Below are 22132 nucleotides of genomic sequence, written 5' to 3'. Positions count from 1 at the left end.
TTTCCTCCTACTTTTCTGGCCAGATCTTGCAGTTAGGATCTAACAGCCATTCGTGCTCCTTCACATTTTCAGCACCTGTCCAAGGATTATCATCAAAGTGACGGATGATCCAGAAATAATACATAGCATATCCCGGTGCCGTTACCTGTGGATGAGGCAATTTTTCAGTTACACAGATATAGCTATAATCTTTTACCTGATAAACATTATCTCCATAGAAGCTTGCACCAAATCCCTCAGGACGGTTAAAACGATAATAATATAATTCTGGCTGATCATGTAAATGAGGAATAAAAGTAGACCATTTACCTGGATAGTTGACAGTTTCCCCAAAAGCCATATTGCTCAGTGGGTTGATCTTATAGTCTACCATCGTTCTTACATTACGAGTAGCACATTCATTCCACTGTCCAGCACCACGGTCAACAACCACCACGTTTTCTTTTGTAAATAAAGTAGTCGCAAATTCTTTTTCATTTTCTGTCATAAACAACAGATATTCACTATCAGTATCAGCACTTACCTCTACATGTACACCTTTGCACACATGAAGTCCCACTGGCGCATCATCAAATACATTGACACGTTCGATCGTTGCACTCTTTCCTTCATAGCTCAATGTAAGCTTTCCTTCCTGCAAAACGATCAGTGTTTCCTTCTCACTATCATCATACGTTTTCGTTTCGCCTTTTTTCTGTCTTACCAGATAAGAATAAAGCATCATACCTGGATACAGATCACTACGATTTGTTAATTCAACAGTTGTTTTATCTTTTATGTAATTCATCATAATTCATTGTCCTTCCTTTCATATTCATTATATCTTTTTTTTTAGTTTTGTACTAATAAAATAAGGATATGTAATGTGGTAATTTTTTGTGTATTCACCTTTGAATATTTGAATTTTTACCACAATTATTTTTCTTTTAATTTTTTCTCAAATCATCTTCTTATCTCTATAATAAACATGAAACAATTAGGTGTAAAAACCTCGTTTTATAAAAACGGCTGATTCTTCCTCCCCATCACATATTCAGCCGTTTTTTTACTTGCTGAACATAACCATTCAAGTTATAATACTTATGTTATTACATAATATGAAAGGAAGTATTTATGCCAATCTCAATCAAAGAAATCATTACTTATATTGCCGCTTTTGCCGGTATCGCTATCGTATGCATCGTCAGGGTACGTTTTTCAAAAAGACAACTAAAAACTCCTGACAATGCTTATACACACGATGAAAAAAAGCTTTTATATACAGGATATATTATATTAGCCATTGCGCTTATACTTGCCTGCATACCAATCTATTAAAAAAACTACATAATGTAGTTTTTTTATTTATATAGATCTGTCGATAAATAACGCTCTCCCGTATCTGGAAGCAAAACGACGATGTTTTTATTTTTATTTTCTTCTTTTGCTTGAAGTTTTTTAGCTTCACAATAAGCTGCTCCAGCAGAAATACCACATAAAATACCATATTCCTGCGCTAACTCATTCGCACCGCTATAAGCTTCTTCACTACTGATAGTATCCACTCGATCAACCACATTCTGATCTAGATTTTTTGGAATAAAGCCAGCCCCAATTCCTTGAATCTTATGCTTACCGGCTTCACCTGTTGTGATTACAGCACTTTCTGATGGTTCTACGCCTACTATTTCAACATCTTTTTTATGTTCCTTCAAATATCGTCCAACCCCGCTAATCGTGCCGCCTGTACCAATACCGGCTACAAATATATCGATCTGACCTTCTGTATCTTCAAATATTTCAATGGCTGTTGATTCATAATGTGCCAAAGGATTATCACTATTTTCAAACTGCTGAGGAATAAATGAATTACTAATTTCATCATGAAGATGCATAGCTTCCGCAATGGCCCCCTTCATTCCCAAGGCACCTTCCGTTAATACCAGTTCAGCACCATATGCCTGAATCAGCTTTCTTCTTTCTAAAGACATGGAATCCGGTAAAACGATGACACACTTCATATGCAAGGCTGCACATACCATTGCTAACCCTACGCCTGTATTTCCACTTGTTGGTTCAATAATTACGGTGTTTTGATCAATTCTTCCTTCATCAAGAGCCTGCTGGATCATCTTATATGCAATACGATCCTTTACACTGCCTCCAGGATTAAATGATTCTACCTTGGCAAACAGGTGCTCATTTAACGCTATCAAAGGAGTATGCCCAATCGTTTCAAGGATACTTTTTTTTATGTTCATCTTATTTCCTCCCTAATGTTAGGATATGCATTTTTTTCTTCTAAGTCAACTCATTTGATTTGAAAACTGCGACTGATACAATGTCGCATAAAAGCCATTTTTCTTCAATAGTCCTTCATGGGTTCCCTGTTCGATCACTTTTCCTTCTTTCATGACAAGGATACGATCCGCATTTTGAATCGTACTCAAGCGATGAGCAACAATAAAACTTGTTTTATCTTTCATCAATTCCTGAAACGCATTTTGAACCTGCAATTCGGTTAAAGTGTCAATATTCGAAGTAGCTTCATCCAGTATGAGAATCTTAGGATCTTGTACCATGACTCGAGTAATACATAATAACTGTTTTTGTCCAATTGAAAGACTTGAGCTAACATCTTTCAACATCGTGTCATATCCTTTAGGCAAACGCTGAATAAATGTATGGGCCTTGGTCTTACGACTGGCTTCTATCAGTTTTTCATCACTAATATTTTTATGCAAAGTAATATTCTCCCGAATCGTTGCATTCTTGATCCATGTATCCTGTAAGACCATGCCAAAATGACTACGTAATGATTTTACGGTAATATCCCGATAGTTCACATCATCTAACAAAATATCTCCCTGATCAATTTCATAGAAACGCATCAAAAGATTGATCAAGGTTGTCTTCCCACACCCTGTAGGCCCTACGATTGCAATACGTTGTCCAGGTTGTACACATAGATTAAAATCACTAATTAAAGGTTTTGATTTGTTATAAGAAAAAGACACATGACGTAACTCAACCTTCCCCTTAACCTTTTCAAGTTCATTCGCTGTTGGGCCATCTAATTTTTCCACAGGAGAATCAATAAATTCAAATACCCGCTGTGCACATGCCAAAGCATTCTGCAACTCACTGATAACGCTTGTAATTTCATTAAACGGCTTTGTATACTGATTGGCATAATTTAGATAAATCGTTAACTGCCCTACGCTCATAGTACCGCCAATAACGATCAGCGATCCCATCAGTGCAACAGAAGCATAGACGATTGAATTAACAAAACGAGTACATGGATTTGTCAATGATGAATAGAAAATAGCTTTCATCGAGCTCTCTTTTAATTCTTCGCTCATCGCATGAAACTCATCTATATTTTCCTGCTGGTGTTCATAAGCAATACTTACTTTATGATGAGAAATTCTTTCATTGATAAATGCACTCATTTTCCCACGGTTTTTTGATTGTATCAAAAAAAGCCGATGTGTCTTTTTGGAAATAAAAGTCGCCATCACAAGGGATAATGGAGTAATCAATAAAACTAAGATACCCATTCGCAGATCAATCTGAAGCATGATGAACAAAGTAATAAAAATACTTAAAATACCTGTGAAAAACTGCGTAAAACCCATTAAAAGACCATCACAGAGAATTTCCACATCATTTAAAATACGACTGAGAAGATCCCCTTGATCATGATTGTCAAGATAAGAAATCGGACATTTGCTGATATGTTCAACCGCATCCTTACGAATTCTATAGGAAACATGATATGTCAATTTATTATTGATCCGATTCATCAGCCATGTCACACAAACATTTACAAGAAGGACGATTCCCATGCGTATCAAGACTTGAATAACTGCATCAAAATCAACATTTACCACTCCAATTGCATCATCTATCGCTTCACCAATACAAATTGGTAAATATAACGTTGTAACAACACTGATAAAAGCACAAACAAAAGATGCAACTACTAATTTTTTATCCTGTTGAATATAGAAAAGTACTCTTTTCATGACAGTTTTTCGATTCATGCTTTCACCTCCCGTATCTGTGAGGCATTAATTTCTTGATAAATAGCACAATTTTTCATCAACTCATCATGCGTTCCCATACCAGCCAGTCTTCCTTCATCCATTACCAAGATCATGTCGCAATCTGCTAATGAGGATATACGCTGAGAAATCGTAATTAATGTGCAATCATAATTTTGAGCAATCGCCTTTCTTAAGGCTGCCTCTGTTGCGTAATCTAAAGCACTGCTGCTCGCATCTAAAATCAATACCTCTGCCTTAGCAATCAACGCACGGGCAATCGTAAGACGCTGACGCTGACCACCGCTTAAATTCAATCCGTTTTGAGCAATCTCATAATCCAATCCCTTTTCTTCTACAAAATCTGCAATTTGAGCATTCCGACAGGCTTCCATCATTTCTTCTTCACTGGCATCCTTCTTTCCCCATTTTAAATTTTGCGCAATCGTTCCCTTAAACAAAACAGCTTGTTGGGGAACCAGCACAACTTCCTGATGAAGTTTTTCTAAATCAACATCTTTAATATCTGCTCCCTTATATAAGATCCTGCCATCGCTCACATCATAAAAGCGGCCCATGAGATGAACCAGTGTGCTTTTCCCACTTCCTGTTCCCCCGATAATACCTATACGGACATGCTTAGGAATACGGAAAGATACATTTTCTATCGTATCCATTTGATCATTTTGATATCTGAAAGAAACATGATCAAAGTAATAAATACAATCATCGATATAAGATATTTTTTGAGGATGATTTAAATAGCTTGTCTGCATTTCAAATATTGATTCGATACGTGAAGCACTGGCAATTGCTTTAGTTAAATTTAAAACAAGATTTACTAATTTAATCAGTTCAATCAAAATACTCGACATATAAGAAACTAAAGCTACAAGCTGTCCTTGTGTAATTCCGCCTTCAAATACCTGAAAGCTTCCTTTATATATCAATATCAAAATAGCTAAATTTAATATCAATGTAGTACCTGGATTTAAAAAAGCATTGATTTTTCCTACCAATATACTCGCATCAAAATAATTCTTATTTTGTGTTTCAAATTCCATTGCCTGTTCTTTTTCGATATGAAAAGCACGAATAACACGAACACCACTTAAATTCTCTGAAACCAGCTGGGTCATTTTTTCAATAAGAGCAGCTGTTTTCTTTACTAATGGAATACTCACAACCATAATAAAAATCACAACTAGAAATAATATTAGAATTGTCAATACAAATATGATTGCTAATCGGGGACTTATCGTAAAAGCCATCAGCATAGAACCAAATACAATAAACGGCGAACGTAAAAATAGACGTAAGAATAAATTAACACCGTTTTGTACCTGGTTGATATCATTGGTCAAACGTGTAATCAAAGTACTTGTACCTACTTGATCAATTTCTGTATAGCCAAAGCTTTCAATATGAGCAAATAAATCACGTCGCATTTCCTCGCTCATTCCAACAGCAGCCTTAGCACTAAAATATTGAGCGCTGATAGCACTGATACAGCCAATTAAAGCTAATAGTGCAAGACAGAATGCACATAACCAGATCAATGTCTGATTTTGCTGAACAATACCTTCATCAATCATTTTCGCAATGATTAAAGGTATAAAAAGCTCAAGACCTGCTTCCAGTAATTTAAAAAAGGGCCCAAGTATCGTTTCTTTTATATAGTTTCTTAAATATCGCAGCAATAATTTCATATTTTTTCCTTCCAGTAGTGTTATTATAATATCCCATTTCAATCAATTCAATATTTTTTAAAAAAAGTACTTGCATTATCTTAAGTGTCATGCTATTATAATTAAGCACTTGCCTAAATAGCTCAGTAGGTAGAGCATCCGGCTGTTAACCGGCAGGTCACAGGTTCGAGTCCTGTTTTAGGCGCCATTGATGGCTCGTTGGAGAAACGGTTAACTCACATGCCTTTCACGCATGCATTCACGGGTTCGAATCCCGTACGAGTCACCAAATTACTCAGAAAGCCCTATATTTAGGGCTTTTTTTGCATTTTCAAGAGGTCCGTTGAGAAGATTTTGAGAAGAACTGCTGATATGAGAAGTTACATTTCTCCCTAATAATTCATTTATGTTATTAAAAAAACATTACCGAAATCATATTTATCGGTAATGTTTTTATATGTGTTCTTTTTTACTTATTTTAATTTTTTTCTTACGACAGATATATTTACGTATTTCATATCTGAAAATATGACGTATTACGTAAGTATAGAAGCTTTAACAACAAATATACCAATCATATAAATAAAGTCAACTATCTGATTATAATTATTTATAGAAGTACTCTTTTGATTATGACAGTATTTCCTCACTCGCTTCAATTGCATACTTATTTAAAAGTTCAACCGTTTCCTTTAAATCTTTTTCTGTTGTTTCTGGGTGAATTGAACAAATCCTTAAAACCGTTTTTCCCTTTAATTGGGTAGTCAATACACAAGCAAACCCATTTTCTGTCATTTTATGTGAAATTGCCTCATTGATCTGATCACAAGAATGTTCACTTAATGATTTAGGTGCGTAACGAAAATTAATGATAGCCAGTTGTGCCGAAGTTACAATTTCCCAATTTGGTTTCTCTTTAATTATTTCTTCTAAACGCTGAGCATATTGGATACCATGGGTAACCATTTCACTAAGCTTATCCGTTCCTAACGTTTGTAAGGTCAGCCACAACTTTAAACTGCGAGCTGGCCGAGTGAGTTCAATTCCCCACTCCCAATAATTCACTTCATCATTTTCTGCCACGGCATCCTTCAGATATTCAGGATTAGAGCTGAAACAATTGGCAAGATCATGTGAATTTTTAAAAAGGATCATACTGCATGCGTACGTTTGAAATAACCATTTGTGTGCATCCCATGTAATACTATCTGCACGAGAAATCCCATCTAACAGATGATGATACTCATTTGAAACTAAGACAGAGGCACCATAGGCTCCATCAACATGGAACCATAAATCATACCTATCACAAATATCTGCAATCGGATGAAGCGGGTCGATGCATCCTGTATTCGTCGTTCCTGCCGTTGCAACTACTACAAATGGTTTTTTTCCTGCTTCAAGATCCTGCAAGATTGCCTTTTCCAGACTACGAGTGTCCATTCGTAACTGATCGTCACAAGGAATGATGCGAATCTGTTCTGTAGTCAGTCCCATAATACGCAGTGCCTTAGCGGCGGAAAAATGTGTCTGCTGAGAAAGGTATGCAACCCCATTGAAGTACATATCTTCTGAAAGTTTTGCATGACGTGCAACAACAAGAGCTGTCAGATTTGCAATTGAGCCACCCGAAACAAATAATCCTCCTGCCGTTTTCGGATATCCTGCTTTTTGACATAACCATTTGATTGTTTCCTGTTCAATGCAGCTTGCACTAGAACTTTCTAACCATGTCCCTGCATGTGGATTGTAAGAATCTGTCAAGACATCACCAATCCATGATAACGGAGAAGCCGGACTTGGTACAAAGGCAAAAAACCGCGGGTGCTGCATAATTGCCTGATTCGCATAAATAGTTTCAATCATCTCGTGAATCACTTGATCCAACTCGCGCCCTTCTTTTGAAAAACCGATATTTCTCAATTTTTGAATGACGTCATCACTAGCAATAGTCACCGCCTTCTTTTCACGTAAAGTATCGTAAAAATCTATGTACGTCTTTACTATTGTCTGTACAGAACGATACAGCTCTTCTTTTGTTATGCCTTCCATTTCAAAGCCTCCTCCTTCAAGCTCAATCAAATTATCCTTCCTGATGGAATCGAAAATGATACAAATCCATATAAGTACATTAAGCTTATACTTCTCCACTATCTACAATACCATAATGCCGATAACTAATATATAAGTTTAACTACAACTCTTCCCCATTTGTTTCGATTACTTTTTTATACCAATAAAAGCTGTCCTTTTTATATCTTTTTCCTGTACCTGATCCATCGTCATTAAGATCAACATAGATAAAACCATATCGTTTGCTCATGATGCCACCACCTTGTGAAATCAAATCAATTGGAGCCCAAGTGGTATAACCCATAACATCACATCCGTCATCCACCGCCTCATGCAAAGATCGGATATGATTTCGTAAATATTCGATTCTATAATCATCATGAACAGTACCATCAATCAATTCTTCCTGCTTTGCCATTCCATTTTCAACGATAAAGAGTGGTTTTCTGTATCTGCTATAAAACACTTCACAGGTATTTCTTAAACCATCTGGATCAATGATAAATCCCCAATCATTTTTGGTTAAATAAGGATTATCGTTATTTTTTGTACGATCTCCCCGACTGCTGTTTGATCTATCTCTCGAAATACCCGAGAAGTAGTAAGAGAAAGGTATATAATTACCTATTCCCTTTCTTAAGATAACAAAATCCTCCGGCTCTGTTTCAATATGTAATTGCTCTTTTTCAATCGTGTTTAACCATTGATAATTATATTCGCCATCACACATCACATCTAAGAATCCATACTGATATTCATTCATATCGACGATACTTTCATAGTAATCTAGCGGATCACAAGTTCTTGGATAGCATATAGTTGCGGAAAGGGATGCATTACAATAACTACCTGGAATGATCCGCTGTGATTCAATGACGCATCTGGCGTTTGCGAGCAATTGATTATGTGCAACTTGATAAATCAATTCTTTTTTGTTATCTCCATCCTCCAGATTTACACCACCGTTCTGATACAAATATCCAGTATTAAATATAAAGTTAATTTCATTGAAAGTAATCCAGTATTTTACCAAATCTTTATATCTTTCAAAGCAAGTCACAGCATATCGTACGAAGAAATCAATACATTTTCTATTTGCCCAGCCTTTATATTTTTTCGTTAGATTTAATGGCATCTCACAATGTGACAAAGTAACCAAAGGCTCTATACCATATTTACGACATTCTTTAAAAACATTCTCGTAAAACTGTAAACCGAGCTCATTAGGCTGTTCATCATCACCATTGGGAAAAATTCTTGACCAGCTGATAGATAATCGGAAACATGTAACTCCCATTTCAGCCAACAAGGCAATATCCTCTTTATAACGTTCATAAAATTGATTACCTTTATGTGACGGGTAATTTACACCTTCTCTTAGTTCTAAGGTGACGTGATCTCTATTGTGTTCTTCGATTGACAACACATCAATGATTGACAGGCCTTTTCCATCCTTATCCCATGCACCTTCACACTGATTTGCGGCACATGCACCTCCCCATAAAAAACCATCTTTAAATTTTTTCATGTATTTCTCCTTTATTATTTAGAGCGTGGTCGAAAACATTTTAACGGCTTGTTTACGCTCTTTTTTAATTGCCGTTTTTTTGAAATCCCCCCAACTTTTTTCACTTTTTGCTTGACAAATCGCCCTCGTTGCGGGCTCGCTTTGCTCGCCTTTCTGTAGTAAGTAGGTGGTGATCTTCAATGTTAATTTATTTCTCTTCGTCTCAAGATTACAAAGAATTTCTTAAGACAGAAAAGTCTTCTCTTTCAACTTCTGATCTTTTCAGACTTTCTTCTCCTAATTTTAAGTCTGCTATTCATAAGTTGTCTAAACTTGATGTCGACCTTGTCGCCGATATCATCTTTCCTTTATATTCTCCTTTGGGTCGTCCCGCTAACGATCCTGCTATCTATTTGCGTTCTGTCGTTTTGATGCTTCATCTTGGTTTTACTTCTCTTAAAAATTGGTGTTATGAAGTTCATCACGATAGGCTTCTTCAATATCTTATCGGTTCTTGGAATGTTCCTAACCATTCTTCTCATTACGATTTCATTAACCGTATCACTCATTCTTTTTCTCACCATAACGATCTTCTTCCTAAAGGCCTTTTTACGAATAAATCTAATTCTTCTAAACCTAAGAAAGGTGAAAAATTAATGAACTTCTCTAATGATGATACTTATTCTCTTTTCGATAATTACACTCATGATGGTTCTGTTTTTGACCGTGATCGTATGATTTATACTCTTCAATTACTTTTTAACGCTATTGCTGTCATTCCTTCTCATGACATGGGCTTTATTGATTCCTACAATCTTGTCTTTTCTGGTGATGGTTCTGCTTTTCATATTCATGCTTCTCCTTTTGGTCATCAAATCATTAAAGATGACAATATTTTAAACACTCATCGTTATAGCGCTAAAAACGCAGATTTTGGTTGGGACAGTGATCTTGGAATGTATTACTTCGGTTATACTCTCTATAACATTTCTTATCATAACCCTCTAATCCATACTGACCTTCCCGTCTTTATCGATTTAGAGAAAGCTTCTCGTCATGATGCTCTGTCTTCCATTTCCTCTACCGCTCGTTTCCTTGATATTAACCCTGAACTCTCTCCAAAATTCATGTGTTTCGATTCCGCAAGCGATTCTTCTGCCGTTTACCAATTTCTGCGTCACCATAATATTATCCCAATCATTGATTTCAATCAACGTAAATTGGGTAAAAATATTTATAAACACTTTGATTCTATTAGTGAAAACGGCAAACCAATTTGTGATTGTGGTGTTGAAATGTATCACTGTGGCTACGACTATCAAAGGCAAAGAAGAAAATTCCGTTGTCCTCTAAAAATGGGATTGATTGATTCTTGTCCACATGCAGATACATGTTCTCCTTCTCCATATGGTAGAACTGTTTACATTAACGATTCGCTTGATATGCGTCTTTTTGGCCCTGTTCCTTACAAAACAGATAAATGGAAAGAACTATACAAAAATAGAACTTGTACTGAGAGAATCAATAATAGAATTCTCAATGACTATCATCTTCATCAGATGAGAATTCGTGAAGACTCCAAAGCAGCTTTCTTTTCAATCTTTGCCGCCATCAATATTCATCTTGATGCTTGGATTAAAAATGAAACCTGATTTTCGCTAAATTTATTTTATTTCATTTGTGCACTTGTTTTTAGTGCGCTCATTTTTTTTATTTAACTTTTTTATTTAAAATCTCTTCTTTTTCTTTTCGATTAAGTACTACTTTTCGTCCTTACTCCTTCTCTCTAACTACACCTTTGTTTTTCTATCGTTTATGTTCTTCAATTGCCTGAATTGTCGCATCCAAAATATTGTCTGCCTTGATCATGCCATAGTCAGTAACAGCCATATTCACTAAGACTGTATCTTGGTGAATATCTTTTTGGATTTCTTTTGTCAAATAAACAATTTGTGGAGCAATAAGTACTGCATCATATTGCTCTCCTGCATATTCTGATGTTTCTTGAACAGAGATTGCATGAACTTTACAATCATAGCCTCGCTTTTCCGCCTCTTCACGGATTTTCATCTCCAATATGCTACTGGACATTCCTAAACTGCAGATCAATAATAAATTAAGTTTCATAAATTTTATACGCGATTAATAATATATTTATGGAAAAATCATCAAAACACCTTATTGATTTGGATCGTTCGCTTCTTCTTTCAACTTCTGATTATCATAAGTTTTAAAGAATGGATAGTAGATGAGCATATCTACTATAATAAGAACGATTGCCAAAACCGACCCTGTCCAGCTCAATGTTGCTAAAAAGCCACCAATTGGTGTCCACAAATTCCATCCGGCAAAGGAAACGACATGCGGCACCAGCTTCAATGCAGTTGCAACATATGTGATAATGAAGTTAACACTTGTTGTAATCGCCATAGGAATGATAAATACCGGATTCATCATCAGCGGAACACCAAAGATAATTGGTTCATTGATATTGAAAAATGCTGGAAGGATTCCTAATTTACCAACTGTCTTACACTGTTTGGATTTAGAGAATAAAAATAATAACACCGCAAGACCAAAGGTTGCTCCACAACCACCAATATTTACAAATGTATAATACATACCATAATTTACGATGTATGGCAGCTCATAAATGTTCGTTCCTGCTGCATAAGCTGCCTGATTGGCATAAAATGCTGTCCAAAGGAATGGTGAGAAACCTGAGAAGGCGTTGTCATGAATACCGAACCACCATCCTAAGCTGCAAAGAAGACAATAAATAATCGTTCCAGCAGGAGATAGCAGAATGGATACTAAAGGTGACATGACTAAATCAATGACATTTGGAAATGCTACCCCGGCAATCTGGATGCATAGCGTATTTATGATTGCCCAAGAAAATACAATAATGGCACATGGTACTAATGTAACAAAGTTTTGGGTAATAGCGGGAGGCACTCCTGCACCACCAATTTTGATCTTTCCGACATTATGATTGATAAGCCAAGACAATGCCAAAGTAGATAATACTGATACGATGATACAACTCAGAAGACCTTGTCCTCCATAGTTTGTAAAGCCCTGAATTAATTCACCGTCATATGTAAATGTAGCAGTAACCAGAAATGCAACCAATGCGTTTACCATTGCTGACAATCCCTTGATACCAAGCTTCTGTCCCAAATAATAACCAATAGCTGCACTTGAAATCAGAGCAAAGCAATTCATGCTGGCAAAGCTGACCATTGTCAGAATATTACCAAGCGAGTTAGCTAAATCTGTCCATCCCTTGATAAACGTATAGATAATTCCCGGATCTAAAGTAGTGTAATCGACCGGTGGTGTACTGATTACCAGCGTCAACGATCCAATAATCATAAATGGAACTCCAGCCATCAGACCATTGGATATGGAGCTTAATATCTTATTGCTCTGCATCATACCAGCTAATGGGAGAAGCTTCTTTTCTAGTAAATTTTGTAGTTTATTCATTTTTTCCTCCTTTATTCTTTTTCGTTAAGCATCTTTTCATACAACTTGATCAGCCTTTTTGCAAACCGTTCATAATTCAGCGTTGTCATAAGATGATCCTGGGCATGCATCATGATAACACTATATTCTATGACTTCATTTCTCGCTTCGAAAGTAAGCATGCCCGTCTGTGCTTTATGTGCTGCCACAAGCGCTTTATCTCCTTCATGAATCTCTTTTTGAGCTTCTTGAAACTTTCCCTCCTCTGCATTGTCTAAAGCAAGGTTAAAGTGATTTAGCGCATCTCCAGAATGTGCAATCAATTGAAACGCTAATAACTGTACTTGTGATTTTTCCATATCTATCGCTTTCCTCCTTGGCATCATTCTATAACAAACACTCATGTTGTGCATTTTTGTTTTTGCGTACCCCCTGGTAAATAAAAAATTGAAATGAAAAAAGGATAGATTATAATATAAGTGGTGAAGAATATGAATCAATTTACAGATAGGCAACTGAAAATCATCCATTTGATTACAAATCAGAATGATACTATTACCTGCGAAAGACTATCGCAGCTTTTAAATTATTCAAAAAGGACCATTCAGAACGATATTGCATATATTAATAAAAAAACAAATTTAATCATAAATACACCGTATGGCTATAAGATCGATCCAACTGTGTTATCACAGATCGATCCTTCACTATTTGTCGAAAATACCAACAATACACATATCATTCTTCGGCGGCTGATCAAGAAAAATAAAACATACAATATCAATCAGCTTGCAGACAAGTTATATATTTCAGTAAGCACTCTTGAAAAAGAGATCAAAAAAATCAGTAAAATACTAGCGGATCATAACCTTGAGCTGAAACGTGAACGAGGATCCATCTCTATCGAAGGTAGTGAATATTACAAAAGAAAGCTGATCATGGAGCTGATCAAAGAAGAAACAAGTTCTACTTTCAATTCCATAAACAATATTTCAAAATATTTCGATCAACTGAATTTCACCAGAATACAAACAATTGTAAATGAGTCAATCAACAGACATGGCTATTATGTTGATAAAAACTACTCATTTAATTTATATCTGAATATTACAATTGCACTATTTAGAATGAAATCTGCCATCTATATTAAAGATCTGCCGAAAAACTATGTAGATCAGCAGTCTGTAGAATATCAGATTTCCAAAGATATTTGTAAAAGTTATTCCTTACACTGGAATATTCAACCACATGAAGAAGATATCATTTATATTGCCTTGCTACTGTCTGGACAAATAAAAAATCAGGAATATTTACATTCAAATGAGAAAACAAACCCTGTTTTAGCTCCAGATTTTATTCGTAGAATTGATCAGATTCTTTCAGAAACCTTTAACTATTATATGTTTTCAATTGATTATTTCAAATCCCTGCAAAACTTTGCCATGCATATTGATGGAATGATCAAAAGAATTAGAAATAATCAATTAATTTCAAATGATATCTTAGATACCTTAAAGAAAAATTGTCCATTTGTTTTTGAAGTTTCCATCCATATTTCAAAAAAGATAGCTGATGAGTTCCATATAGAGATATCTGATTCGGAAATTGGCTTCATTGCTGTTCATATCGGCCTTTTGATGAATGCCTCTGAAGTTGACCTGATAAAAGTGAAAATTCTATTGATCTGCAGCGATTATCTGAATTTGATAGATACTGTTTCTGCTCAAATATTAAAGTACCATAAGGATTATATCGATCTGACAGTTGTTACTCCCGATGAAGATGATATTAATATTGACTACAATGTAGATTTAATTATTTCAATCAAGCCAATCAACATTATTGGCAAAAAAGTCATCATCATTTCTCCGTTATATACGGTTGCTGATGAGTTGAAGATCTATCATGCAATCAATGAAAAACTGATTGAAAAAGATATTGCAAACAAAAATAAAGTATTATCTTCTTATTTCCATGAACATCTGTTTTTTAAGACAGATGCATATTCTACTAAGGAAAGTGCTATTCGCTTTCTTTGTGAAAAAATTATTGGTTTTGGTTTAGAAAAACAAGGATATACTGAAAAAGTACTCTACCGGGAAAGCCTATCAACAACCTGTTTCTTTCATACATTTGCTATTCCGCATTCGATGGATTTTTCTAATACGAAAACGATGTTTACGGTTTTGATATCAGAAAAAGGTATTCAATGGGATGATTCTCTTATTCATATCGTCTTGTTAATTACCATTTCCAAACAGGATAAGAAAATCTTTAAAACAGTTTATGACTCTATCATACGCTCTTTATCCGACACTTCAAAAATTCCTAAGTTGATTCATTCTAAAGATTTAAGTGAGTTTATCTCACAATTGTAAATCACTCTTACAGTATTTCTTCATGCGAAGTTCATATATTATATAATCAGTATTAATTTTGGACGAATTTATTTGCCTCGTGAATATCCACTGATATATAGTTTTGGAAAGAATTGCTGATATGAGAAGTTACATTTCTCCCTAATAATTCATTTATGTTATTAAAAAAACATTACCGAAATCATATTTATCGGTAATGTTTTTATATGTGTTCTTTTTTACTTATCTTAACTTTTTTCTTACGACAGATATATTTTCGTATCTCAAATCTAAAAATATAACGTATAACATAAGTAAAAACAACAAGGGCTGCTATCAATATCAAAAAAGTCATCCAAAAAGATTCTGTTCTTTGATAAAGACTATCTATAGAAAGAAACAGATCAGCCGCAAAGAAAAAATACATGATTAAATCAAGATTCCATAATAATTTATATAAAGAACCTTCAATTTCTAACGTATATACATTATTTTTGAAAGTAAACTCATGTTCATAAAACTCCATTTTTTTGATTATTTGAAATACTTCCATTAAAATCCTTCTTTCTTTTTTATAATAACTATTTCTATTACTTTAAACTACTGATAAACATTTTACCATTTATAATTTGGACCTCTTTATTGAAAGAGATAAAATCAGCATTTTTTTCATGACTGATAACTATGAATATCTTATTTAAATCTCGACAGCTTTGATTTATAAAATCATAATATCGTTGTTTTGTTGGCTGATCCAGTCCTGCCTCTACCTCATCTAAAATAATAACCGAAGATGTTTCAATTCTGAGCAAAAGTTTCATCAGCAATAGCTTCTTTTGTTGCCCAGCTGATAAAGACTGCCCATTATTTTCAATTACAGTATCCATTCTGACGTCAAAATGTGCAAACTGAGAACATTTATCAATTTTATTATTATCAATATTATCATTCGAAATGATTCTTAAATATTCTTCAATTGTAGTATTGAGAAATTTCTCTTCCTGACTTAAATAAAGAATTTCACTATTCAGACTTTCTTGAGTATAATCAGCTATGTTTCTATCGTTGATTGTAACCGACCCACTATCAGGTGAGTATAAACCTAAAATCATTTTCACTAGCGTTGATTTCCCACTACCATTTTCTCCTATAAGGCGTATACAGTCATTCTTTTTAAATTCACAGTTTATATTTTCAAAAATATGCTTTGAATTTTCTTGATACGAAAACGAAACATTATGAAATTTAATGCTTTCAATATCATTTAACGTTGTATTTTCTAATTGACGAGGCTGCAGACTTTTGAGCTTCTCTACATTTTCAAAACTAATGTATGATTTCATGATTTGTTGGATAAGTTGCTCTAGCTTTTGGCCCTCTTCCATGACTATATTTGATAATAATGTAAAAAATACTAAATTTACAATGGAACCATTTATTACAGGTAATGATAAAAAAGCCGATAAAGCTATTCTAAATAATGTATTATAATTATTCACCAGACCTGTAAAAAAGTATATAATCTTATCTTCTCTTTTAGCTGTTTGAATAAAGCTATGGATAGTAGAAGAAGTTTTGTTCAAAAAATAATCTAAAATATGATTTGTTTGATGCAACATCATTAAATCAATAAATTCATTCGTATCTGTGTTCATTTTTTTAATGCACTATTTGTATTGCTCGCCATCTTTGCGATAGTTTTTCTTGAAAAGAAAGAAATACAAAGACCTATGATCAAAGAAAAAAAGAGAAATAATGTAACGAGTGGATCATATACGACAGCTAATATCAATATAGCTACAATTACCAAAAGCGAACCAAACACAGATGGCATATGGTGTCCAATCACTCTAAAAACATCTAATAAATCGGCATACATGATATGCTTGATTCTATTAAGACTCAATTCATCAATTTTCTTTAATGATGTTTGAGAAATGGCTGTTTCCATTTCAAGTTCTAGATCCTTAATATATTGACCACCAAAATTATCCAAAGAAGCATACCAGATTATTTTAACTAGTGTACATATCAACAAATATCCCTCAAACAATATAAGTCCCATTATAAAATACTGCCAATTTCCATTCTCTATTAGAACATCTAAATATAAGCGAATTCCATAAGGAAGCACCATATTCATTATGGTCATGAGAAAAACAATTATAAGCGAAATTATAAATAAACGTTTATAAGATTGAATAGCGTCTATAAAATATCGATATATCAGCCTCATTGATCCCCCCCTTAATATTATATAATGTCTTATTTTTTACAGCAACTTATTAAATTCTATAATTTTTTGAAAATTTTTTCCTTTTTTGAGTTTTGGTGCATATAAGAATAGTAGGAGGAGCAGAAGTATGAAAGTATCTAAAAAGAATTCTTCTATTTTTAACGTTTTATTAGCTTTATTATGTGCTATTGGAACTCTTTCAAATGGCATTGCTGTAAAAGCTACCTCGCATCATGTTGAGATAAGCTTTCCTTTTGACGGATGGTATGCGAGCTGGGGAAATCAGACTGGAAAGCCAGCTTTGATTACGATTGATGGTGAAACAGCATTTTGTATTGAGCCTGGGCATATTGTCCATGTTGGGTCAAATAACGAAATTTCTTTTTCAAACATCATCGTGAACAATCAGCCTATTTCATTAGAAATGCAGAAACGTTTAACTTATATTAAATATTTTGGTTATGACATTAATCCAACCGAAGATAATTATGTATTGACACAGAATCTAATTTGGGATGAATTAGGTGGCAGAGAAGATGGAGGTCATTATCTTCATCCAACTAAATATCCAACTCCAAAAAGTATGGAGGCCTGGAAAAAGAATGTCCTAGATAAAGTCAATCAAATGGAAGTAAAGCCTTCTTTTGATGGACAAACTATTTCTTTGAACCAAAATGAGAGTATTACATTAACTGACACCAATCATATATTGGATCAATACACAGTATCAGCATCGAAAGGTCTAACCCTATCAAAAACAAATGATCAGCTTACTATAACAGCAGGCTCTGAGGCTGATGAAAATGCTACTATTCATCTGAAACAGAATATCATGTCATCAAGTATGGGGGTTTTATTTGCCGTAAAAAATATAGGAACAGATTCGCAAGCAGTTAGTACATTGAAGTTAACTAATTATGCAAGTGCCTCATTACATATCAATGTAAAACATTATGGTTCATTAAATATAGTTAAGCAGGATAATGAAGGTAATCATGTATCAAACACTAGCTTTAGAATTAGTTATAATGCTGATATGAGCAATCCAATTGGTACATATACAACAGGTAATGATGGCTCTGTAGCGATTCAAGATTTATTACCTCAAACAGTATATATCCAAGAAATTTCTGTACCAGAAGGCTTAGTATTAGATCCATCAATCAAATCAGTTATGATACAGTCGAATGAAACGGTTACTTATACTCAAACCAATACGATTGGTAAAGGAAGTATTATCGCAATAAAACAGGATGCTGAAACGGGAAGTGCGCCACAAGGTGAGGCAACTTTGCAAGGAGCCATCTATGAACTGGCAGTTGCAGAGGATATCATTCATCCATCAACTGGTGAAGTTGTTCTAAAATCTGGTACGATAATAGGGCAACGAACCACTGTATCTAATGGCTCCATGAATCCATGGGAAAATCTTTATGCAGGAAAATATATGCTCTATGAAACAAAAGAGCCGACTGGCTATCAAAAGGATACTGCAAGATATGAGGTAACGGTTACCACCGGTCATCAGGCAAATGTGATTGTCAGACAGACGGTAACCGATCAAGTAATCAAAGGAAGCATCAAGGTCTTTAAGAAAGATGCCGATAGCGGCAAGACAGTGACAGATGCTCCCGCAACATTTGAACTATTGAACTGGAATGATGAAGTGATTCAGACAGCTACAACTGGAACTGATGGTTCAGTTACTTTCTCAAATCTTCCTTACGGACATTATTCAGTAAGAGAAAAACGTACACCTGAAAAATACATACTGAATGACGATACTGTTTTAGAGTTTTTCATCAATGAAAATGGAGAGGTAGAAGAAGGAACCATCTCCAATCGGCCTGTTAAAGGAAGTATTACTTTGACTAAAGAGTTTGATGAAACTGAAACTGGAATGACGGGTGATGCTACACTGGAAGGTGTTACTTATGAGCTTCATGCCCATGAGGATATTCTTGATCCAGCTGATGGCAGTGTATTGTATGCGAAAGATAGCCTGATTCCTAACACAACGAAAAAGACTGATGTCAATGGACAAATTACTTGGACAGATCTGCATCTGGGATCTTATAATGTTCATGAAGTCTTGTCTAATGGAACTGTCGTAGTCAACACTGTAGATGTAACGGCTGATCTGGAATATAAAGACCATAATACTCCAAATGTAAGTGTTTCTGTAACGCACAAGGATAAACCGAATGAACAGGCATATAGTCTGATCAAGATCGGTACTGATGGCTCTACAGGCGAAACCCCTGCACTGGAAGGGGCAGAATTTACAGCTAAATTGAAATCAGATGTGGATGAAATGGGATGGGATCATGCACCAGCCTATGATGTTTCAACGACTGATTCCAAAGGATACCTTGAATCACAAAGACTTCCTTATGGAGTTTACATCGTAAAAGAAACAAAAGTACCGGATGAGCATTACAAAGTTGATGATTTCATTGTTACGATCACTGAAGACAGCGATGAACCTCAGCCTTGGATCATCATGAATGATGCGCCATTTGAAGGTATGCTGAAACTTGTGAAGAAAGATGCTGAAACCGGCAAGACTGTTTTACTGCCAAATACGACTTTCAAAATTAAGAATCTTGATACGAATGAATATTTGACTCAGTTTGTCTGGTTCCCTATTCCCCACACCGTAGACACATGGTCAACGACAGATCAGGGCATCGTTTATTTAAATGATGTTATCATGTACGGTAACTATCAGCTGGAAGAGATTACGGCTCCAAATGGCTATGTATTGAACACTGAGCCAGTAAAATTTACGGTTTCAGAGGATGGTGTATATGAAGCTGGTGAAGATGGTCGGACACCTGTGATCACGGTTGAAATGGAAGATATTTCTGTTAAAGGACAGATCACGGTATATAAAGAAGGCGAAGTCTTCACAGGCATCCATCAGAACGATGATGGAAACTATTCCTTTGATTATGAATCAAAAGGACAGTCCGATACAGAATTCCAGATCATTGCAGATGCAAATATCATGGATCCATCCAATGATGGCACCATTCTATACGAAAAAGATGAAATCGCAGAAACGATTACGACCGGAACTAACGGCTATGCAACATCCAGCAAGCTTCCATTAGGTGAATATAGAATTGAAGAAATCAAGGTACAGAATGGCATGGTACTGAACACTGAAATTCAAAGAGTAAAACTTGAATATGAAAAACAGAGCGTAGAAGTCGTTTCAGAAAAGATCAGTTTTAAAAATGACCGTCAGAAAGTATCAATCGAACTAACAAAGAAAGATGACGAAGGAAATTTATTATCCGGTGCCATCTATGGCTTATACACTAAAACGGATCTGGTTCTTGATGGCATTATTTTATTGCCGGCTGATACATTGATCGAAAAAGCTGTTACAGATGAGAATGGCAGGCTTACATTCAACGCAGATCTTCCAATTTCCTTAGATGATGAAATTCACTATTATGTAAAGGAAATTGAAGCTCCTTATGGTTTTCTTTTATCGGATGAAGTTTTTAATATTGATACCCACTTTAAAGAACAGATCCATGCTGTTATCAGCAATTCTTTTGAAGCGTTCAACACATTAGATACAGGTCATTTAAAATTTTCAAAGATTGGTGAAGTTTTTACTCATACTCTTCCATGGCAAAGTAGTGCCGGCACTGGGCAAATGCCACAATTTAATGAAGAGTTTCTCTCAGATGCCCAGATAACTATCTATGCAGCTGAAGACATTATTTTAGGTGGACATGTCTATTATGAAAAAGATGAAGCAATACAGGTCTTAAAAAGTTCTTGGGAAAGTGTCTGTTCAAAAGAACTTCCTGTAGGAAAATATTACTACATAGAAACAAAATCACCTTTAGGATATATAAGTAACACTGAAAAGCATGAGTTTGAAATCAAAACGACACATACAACAATTCCTTATGAAATTCACTCTGTTTTAAAAAATGATCTTCCAGATTATGACATTGTATTTACAAAGCTTCTAGAAGAAAATAATGCTTTAGATGAAAAAGCGTATGAAGATGTTTTATATGCAATTTATACTCGTGACTACATTTATGATCACAAAGGCAATGCTGTAATTGAACCTGATACATTAATTACTACGTTAGGTATCGATGAAAAAGGACAATTTCTTCATATTCCACGTCTTCCTTTTGGAAATTACTACTTAAAAGAAATCAATACACATCCTGCATATATCTTAGATGAGAAAGAATATGATTTTTCTATTGATCCGTCAAGTGAAGAAACAGTCAAGGTGCTCATCAATCAAGGAGAACACATTGTCAATGAATTGAAACAGTTTCATTTTCAAATCACTAAGATTCATGCACAAACTTTTCAGAAAATTTTGTCTGATACAATTAAATTTACACTTTATGATGATGTAGAATGTAAAAATAAAGTTATGGATATATTGCCGGATGAGGAAGGACGTATAGAAATGAATCTTCCTTATGGAACATGGTATCTTAAAGAAAGCCAGGCACCTGAAGGTTATCTTCTTAGTGATAAGATCGTTAAAATAGTAATTGGTGAAGAAGGGGTCTTTGTTGATGATACTCTTTTGAAACAAGATGATTCTTATGCAATTTCTTTTGCCAATATGCCTATACCATCAAAATCATCTGAAACCGGAGATATTTCACGATTCTCTTATGTTCTTCTATGCATCATTTCCTGTTTCCTGTTCATTCTTTTAAAGAAAAAATATGAGGATGCTTATTGATGCATCCTCTTTTGAAAAAACAAGCCTT

The 22132-nt window shown here is 34.8% G+C and carries 16 protein-coding genes and 2 tRNA genes; 6 read left to right on the top strand and 12 right to left on the bottom strand.

From position 1 onward, the window contains the following. Positions 1–7 precede the first annotated feature (7 nt). Positions 8–790, bottom strand: coding sequence for a 5-deoxy-glucuronate isomerase (locus BQ5367_RS04665; RefSeq protein WP_071441390.1), 783 nt, complete (start codon positions 788–790; stop codon positions 8–10). Positions 791–1113: 323 nt separating this feature from the next. On the opposite strand from BQ5367_RS04665, the gene BQ5367_RS04660 reads away from it, so the two are divergent. After that, positions 1114–1317: a hypothetical protein gene (locus tag BQ5367_RS04660; protein ID WP_071441389.1), complete on the top strand. Its 204-nt coding sequence runs from the start codon at positions 1114–1116 to the stop codon at positions 1315–1317. Positions 1318–1340: 23 nt separating this feature from the next. Here the strand turns inward: BQ5367_RS04660 and cysK are convergent, their stop codons facing one another. Genes cysK through BQ5367_RS04645 form a run of 3 tightly spaced genes read right to left on the bottom strand, consistent with a single transcriptional unit; the run spans position 1341 to position 5737 of the window. Continuing rightward, positions 1341–2240, bottom strand: a complete 900-nt coding sequence (cysK, locus tag BQ5367_RS04655) for a cysteine synthase A (RefSeq protein WP_071441388.1) — start codon at positions 2238–2240, stop codon at positions 1341–1343. A gap of 45 nt (positions 2241–2285) precedes the next feature. Next, on the bottom strand, positions 2286–4028 hold the full coding sequence (locus tag BQ5367_RS04650) for an ABC transporter ATP-binding protein (protein WP_071441387.1): 1743 nt from the start codon (positions 4026–4028) through the stop codon (positions 2286–2288). Then, complete coding sequence (locus BQ5367_RS04645; RefSeq protein WP_071441386.1) at positions 4025–5737, bottom strand: ABC transporter ATP-binding protein; 1713 nt, start codon at positions 5735–5737, stop codon at positions 4025–4027. The genes BQ5367_RS04650 and BQ5367_RS04645 overlap by 4 nt, the downstream gene beginning before the upstream one ends. A 111-nt stretch (positions 5738–5848) precedes the next feature. On the opposite strand from BQ5367_RS04645, the gene BQ5367_RS04640 reads away from it, so the two are divergent. Together BQ5367_RS04640 and BQ5367_RS04635 are read left to right on the top strand one after the other, a co-directional pair. Next, positions 5849–5924 (top strand) — tRNA-Asn (locus BQ5367_RS04640). Positions 5925–5929: 5 nt separating this feature from the next. Next, positions 5930–6005: transfer RNA gene (locus tag BQ5367_RS04635), tRNA-Glu, on the top strand. 341 nt (positions 6006–6346) lie between these two features. Here BQ5367_RS04635 and BQ5367_RS04630 read toward each other — a convergent pair. Beyond that, positions 6347–7768: a pyridoxal phosphate-dependent decarboxylase family protein gene (locus BQ5367_RS04630; protein WP_071441847.1), complete on the bottom strand. Its 1422-nt coding sequence runs from the start codon at positions 7766–7768 to the stop codon at positions 6347–6349. A 142-nt stretch (positions 7769–7910) separates the two neighbouring features. Beyond that, a complete protein-coding gene (locus BQ5367_RS04625) occupies positions 7911–9317 on the bottom strand; it encodes a glycoside hydrolase family 1 protein (protein WP_071441385.1) in 1407 nt (468 codons plus the stop codon). Positions 9318–9496: 179 nt separating this feature from the next. On the opposite strand from BQ5367_RS04625, the gene BQ5367_RS04620 reads away from it, so the two are divergent. Beyond that, the gene (locus BQ5367_RS04620; RefSeq protein WP_071441052.1) at positions 9497–10948 is read left to right on the top strand and encodes a transposase; all 1452 of its coding nucleotides are present in this window, start codon (positions 9497–9499) and stop codon (positions 10946–10948) included. A gap of 154 nt (positions 10949–11102) precedes the next feature. Here the strand turns inward: BQ5367_RS04620 and BQ5367_RS04615 are convergent, their stop codons facing one another. Genes BQ5367_RS04615 through BQ5367_RS04605 form a run of 3 tightly spaced genes read right to left on the bottom strand, consistent with a single transcriptional unit; the run spans position 11103 to position 13126 of the window. Beyond that, entirely contained in the window at positions 11103–11423 is a 321-nt protein-coding gene (locus BQ5367_RS04615; protein ID WP_071441384.1) for a PTS sugar transporter subunit IIB, read from the bottom strand. A 51-nt stretch (positions 11424–11474) separates the two neighbouring features. Then, on the bottom strand, positions 11475–12788 hold the full coding sequence (locus tag BQ5367_RS04610; RefSeq protein ID WP_071441383.1) for a PTS sugar transporter subunit IIC: 1314 nt from the start codon (positions 12786–12788) through the stop codon (positions 11475–11477). Between the two features lie 11 nt (positions 12789–12799). Continuing rightward, the gene (locus tag BQ5367_RS04605; RefSeq protein WP_071441382.1) at positions 12800–13126 is read right to left on the bottom strand and encodes a PTS lactose/cellobiose transporter subunit IIA; all 327 of its coding nucleotides are present in this window, start codon (positions 13124–13126) and stop codon (positions 12800–12802) included. A gap of 132 nt (positions 13127–13258) precedes the next feature. Here BQ5367_RS04605 and BQ5367_RS04600 point away from each other — a divergent pair, with 132 nt between their 5' ends. Continuing rightward, positions 13259–15145, top strand: coding sequence for a BglG family transcription antiterminator (locus BQ5367_RS04600; RefSeq protein ID WP_071441381.1), 1887 nt, complete (start codon positions 13259–13261; stop codon positions 15143–15145). A 202-nt stretch (positions 15146–15347) separates the two neighbouring features. Here BQ5367_RS04600 and BQ5367_RS04595 read toward each other — a convergent pair whose 3' ends face one another. Genes BQ5367_RS04595 through BQ5367_RS04585 form a run of 3 tightly spaced genes read right to left on the bottom strand, consistent with a single transcriptional unit; the run spans position 15348 to position 17360 of the window. Further along, entirely contained in the window at positions 15348–15677 is a 330-nt protein-coding gene (locus tag BQ5367_RS04595; protein WP_071441380.1) for a hypothetical protein, read from the bottom strand. A gap of 37 nt (positions 15678–15714) precedes the next feature. Further along, entirely contained in the window at positions 15715–16779 is a 1065-nt protein-coding gene (locus BQ5367_RS04590) for an ATP-binding cassette domain-containing protein (protein WP_071441379.1), read from the bottom strand. After that, positions 16776–17360, bottom strand: a complete 585-nt coding sequence (locus tag BQ5367_RS04585) for an ABC transporter transmembrane domain-containing protein (RefSeq protein WP_071441378.1) — start codon at positions 17358–17360, stop codon at positions 16776–16778. Before BQ5367_RS04585 ends, BQ5367_RS04590 begins: the two co-directional genes overlap by 4 nt. A 127-nt stretch (positions 17361–17487) precedes the next feature. Between BQ5367_RS04585 and BQ5367_RS04580 the strand changes: the two genes are divergently transcribed. Continuing rightward, positions 17488–22104, top strand: coding sequence for a SpaA isopeptide-forming pilin-related protein (locus tag BQ5367_RS04580; RefSeq protein ID WP_071441377.1), 4617 nt, complete (start codon positions 17488–17490; stop codon positions 22102–22104). Positions 22105–22132: the final 28 nt, after the last annotated feature.

The organism is Traorella massiliensis, from assembly GCF_900104665.1.
Taxonomy (GTDB): domain Bacteria; phylum Bacillota_I; class Bacilli_A; order Erysipelotrichales; family Erysipelotrichaceae; genus Traorella; species Traorella massiliensis.
The sequence above is the reverse complement of the archived record's forward strand: the minus strand, read 5'-3'. Positions and strand labels throughout refer to the sequence as shown.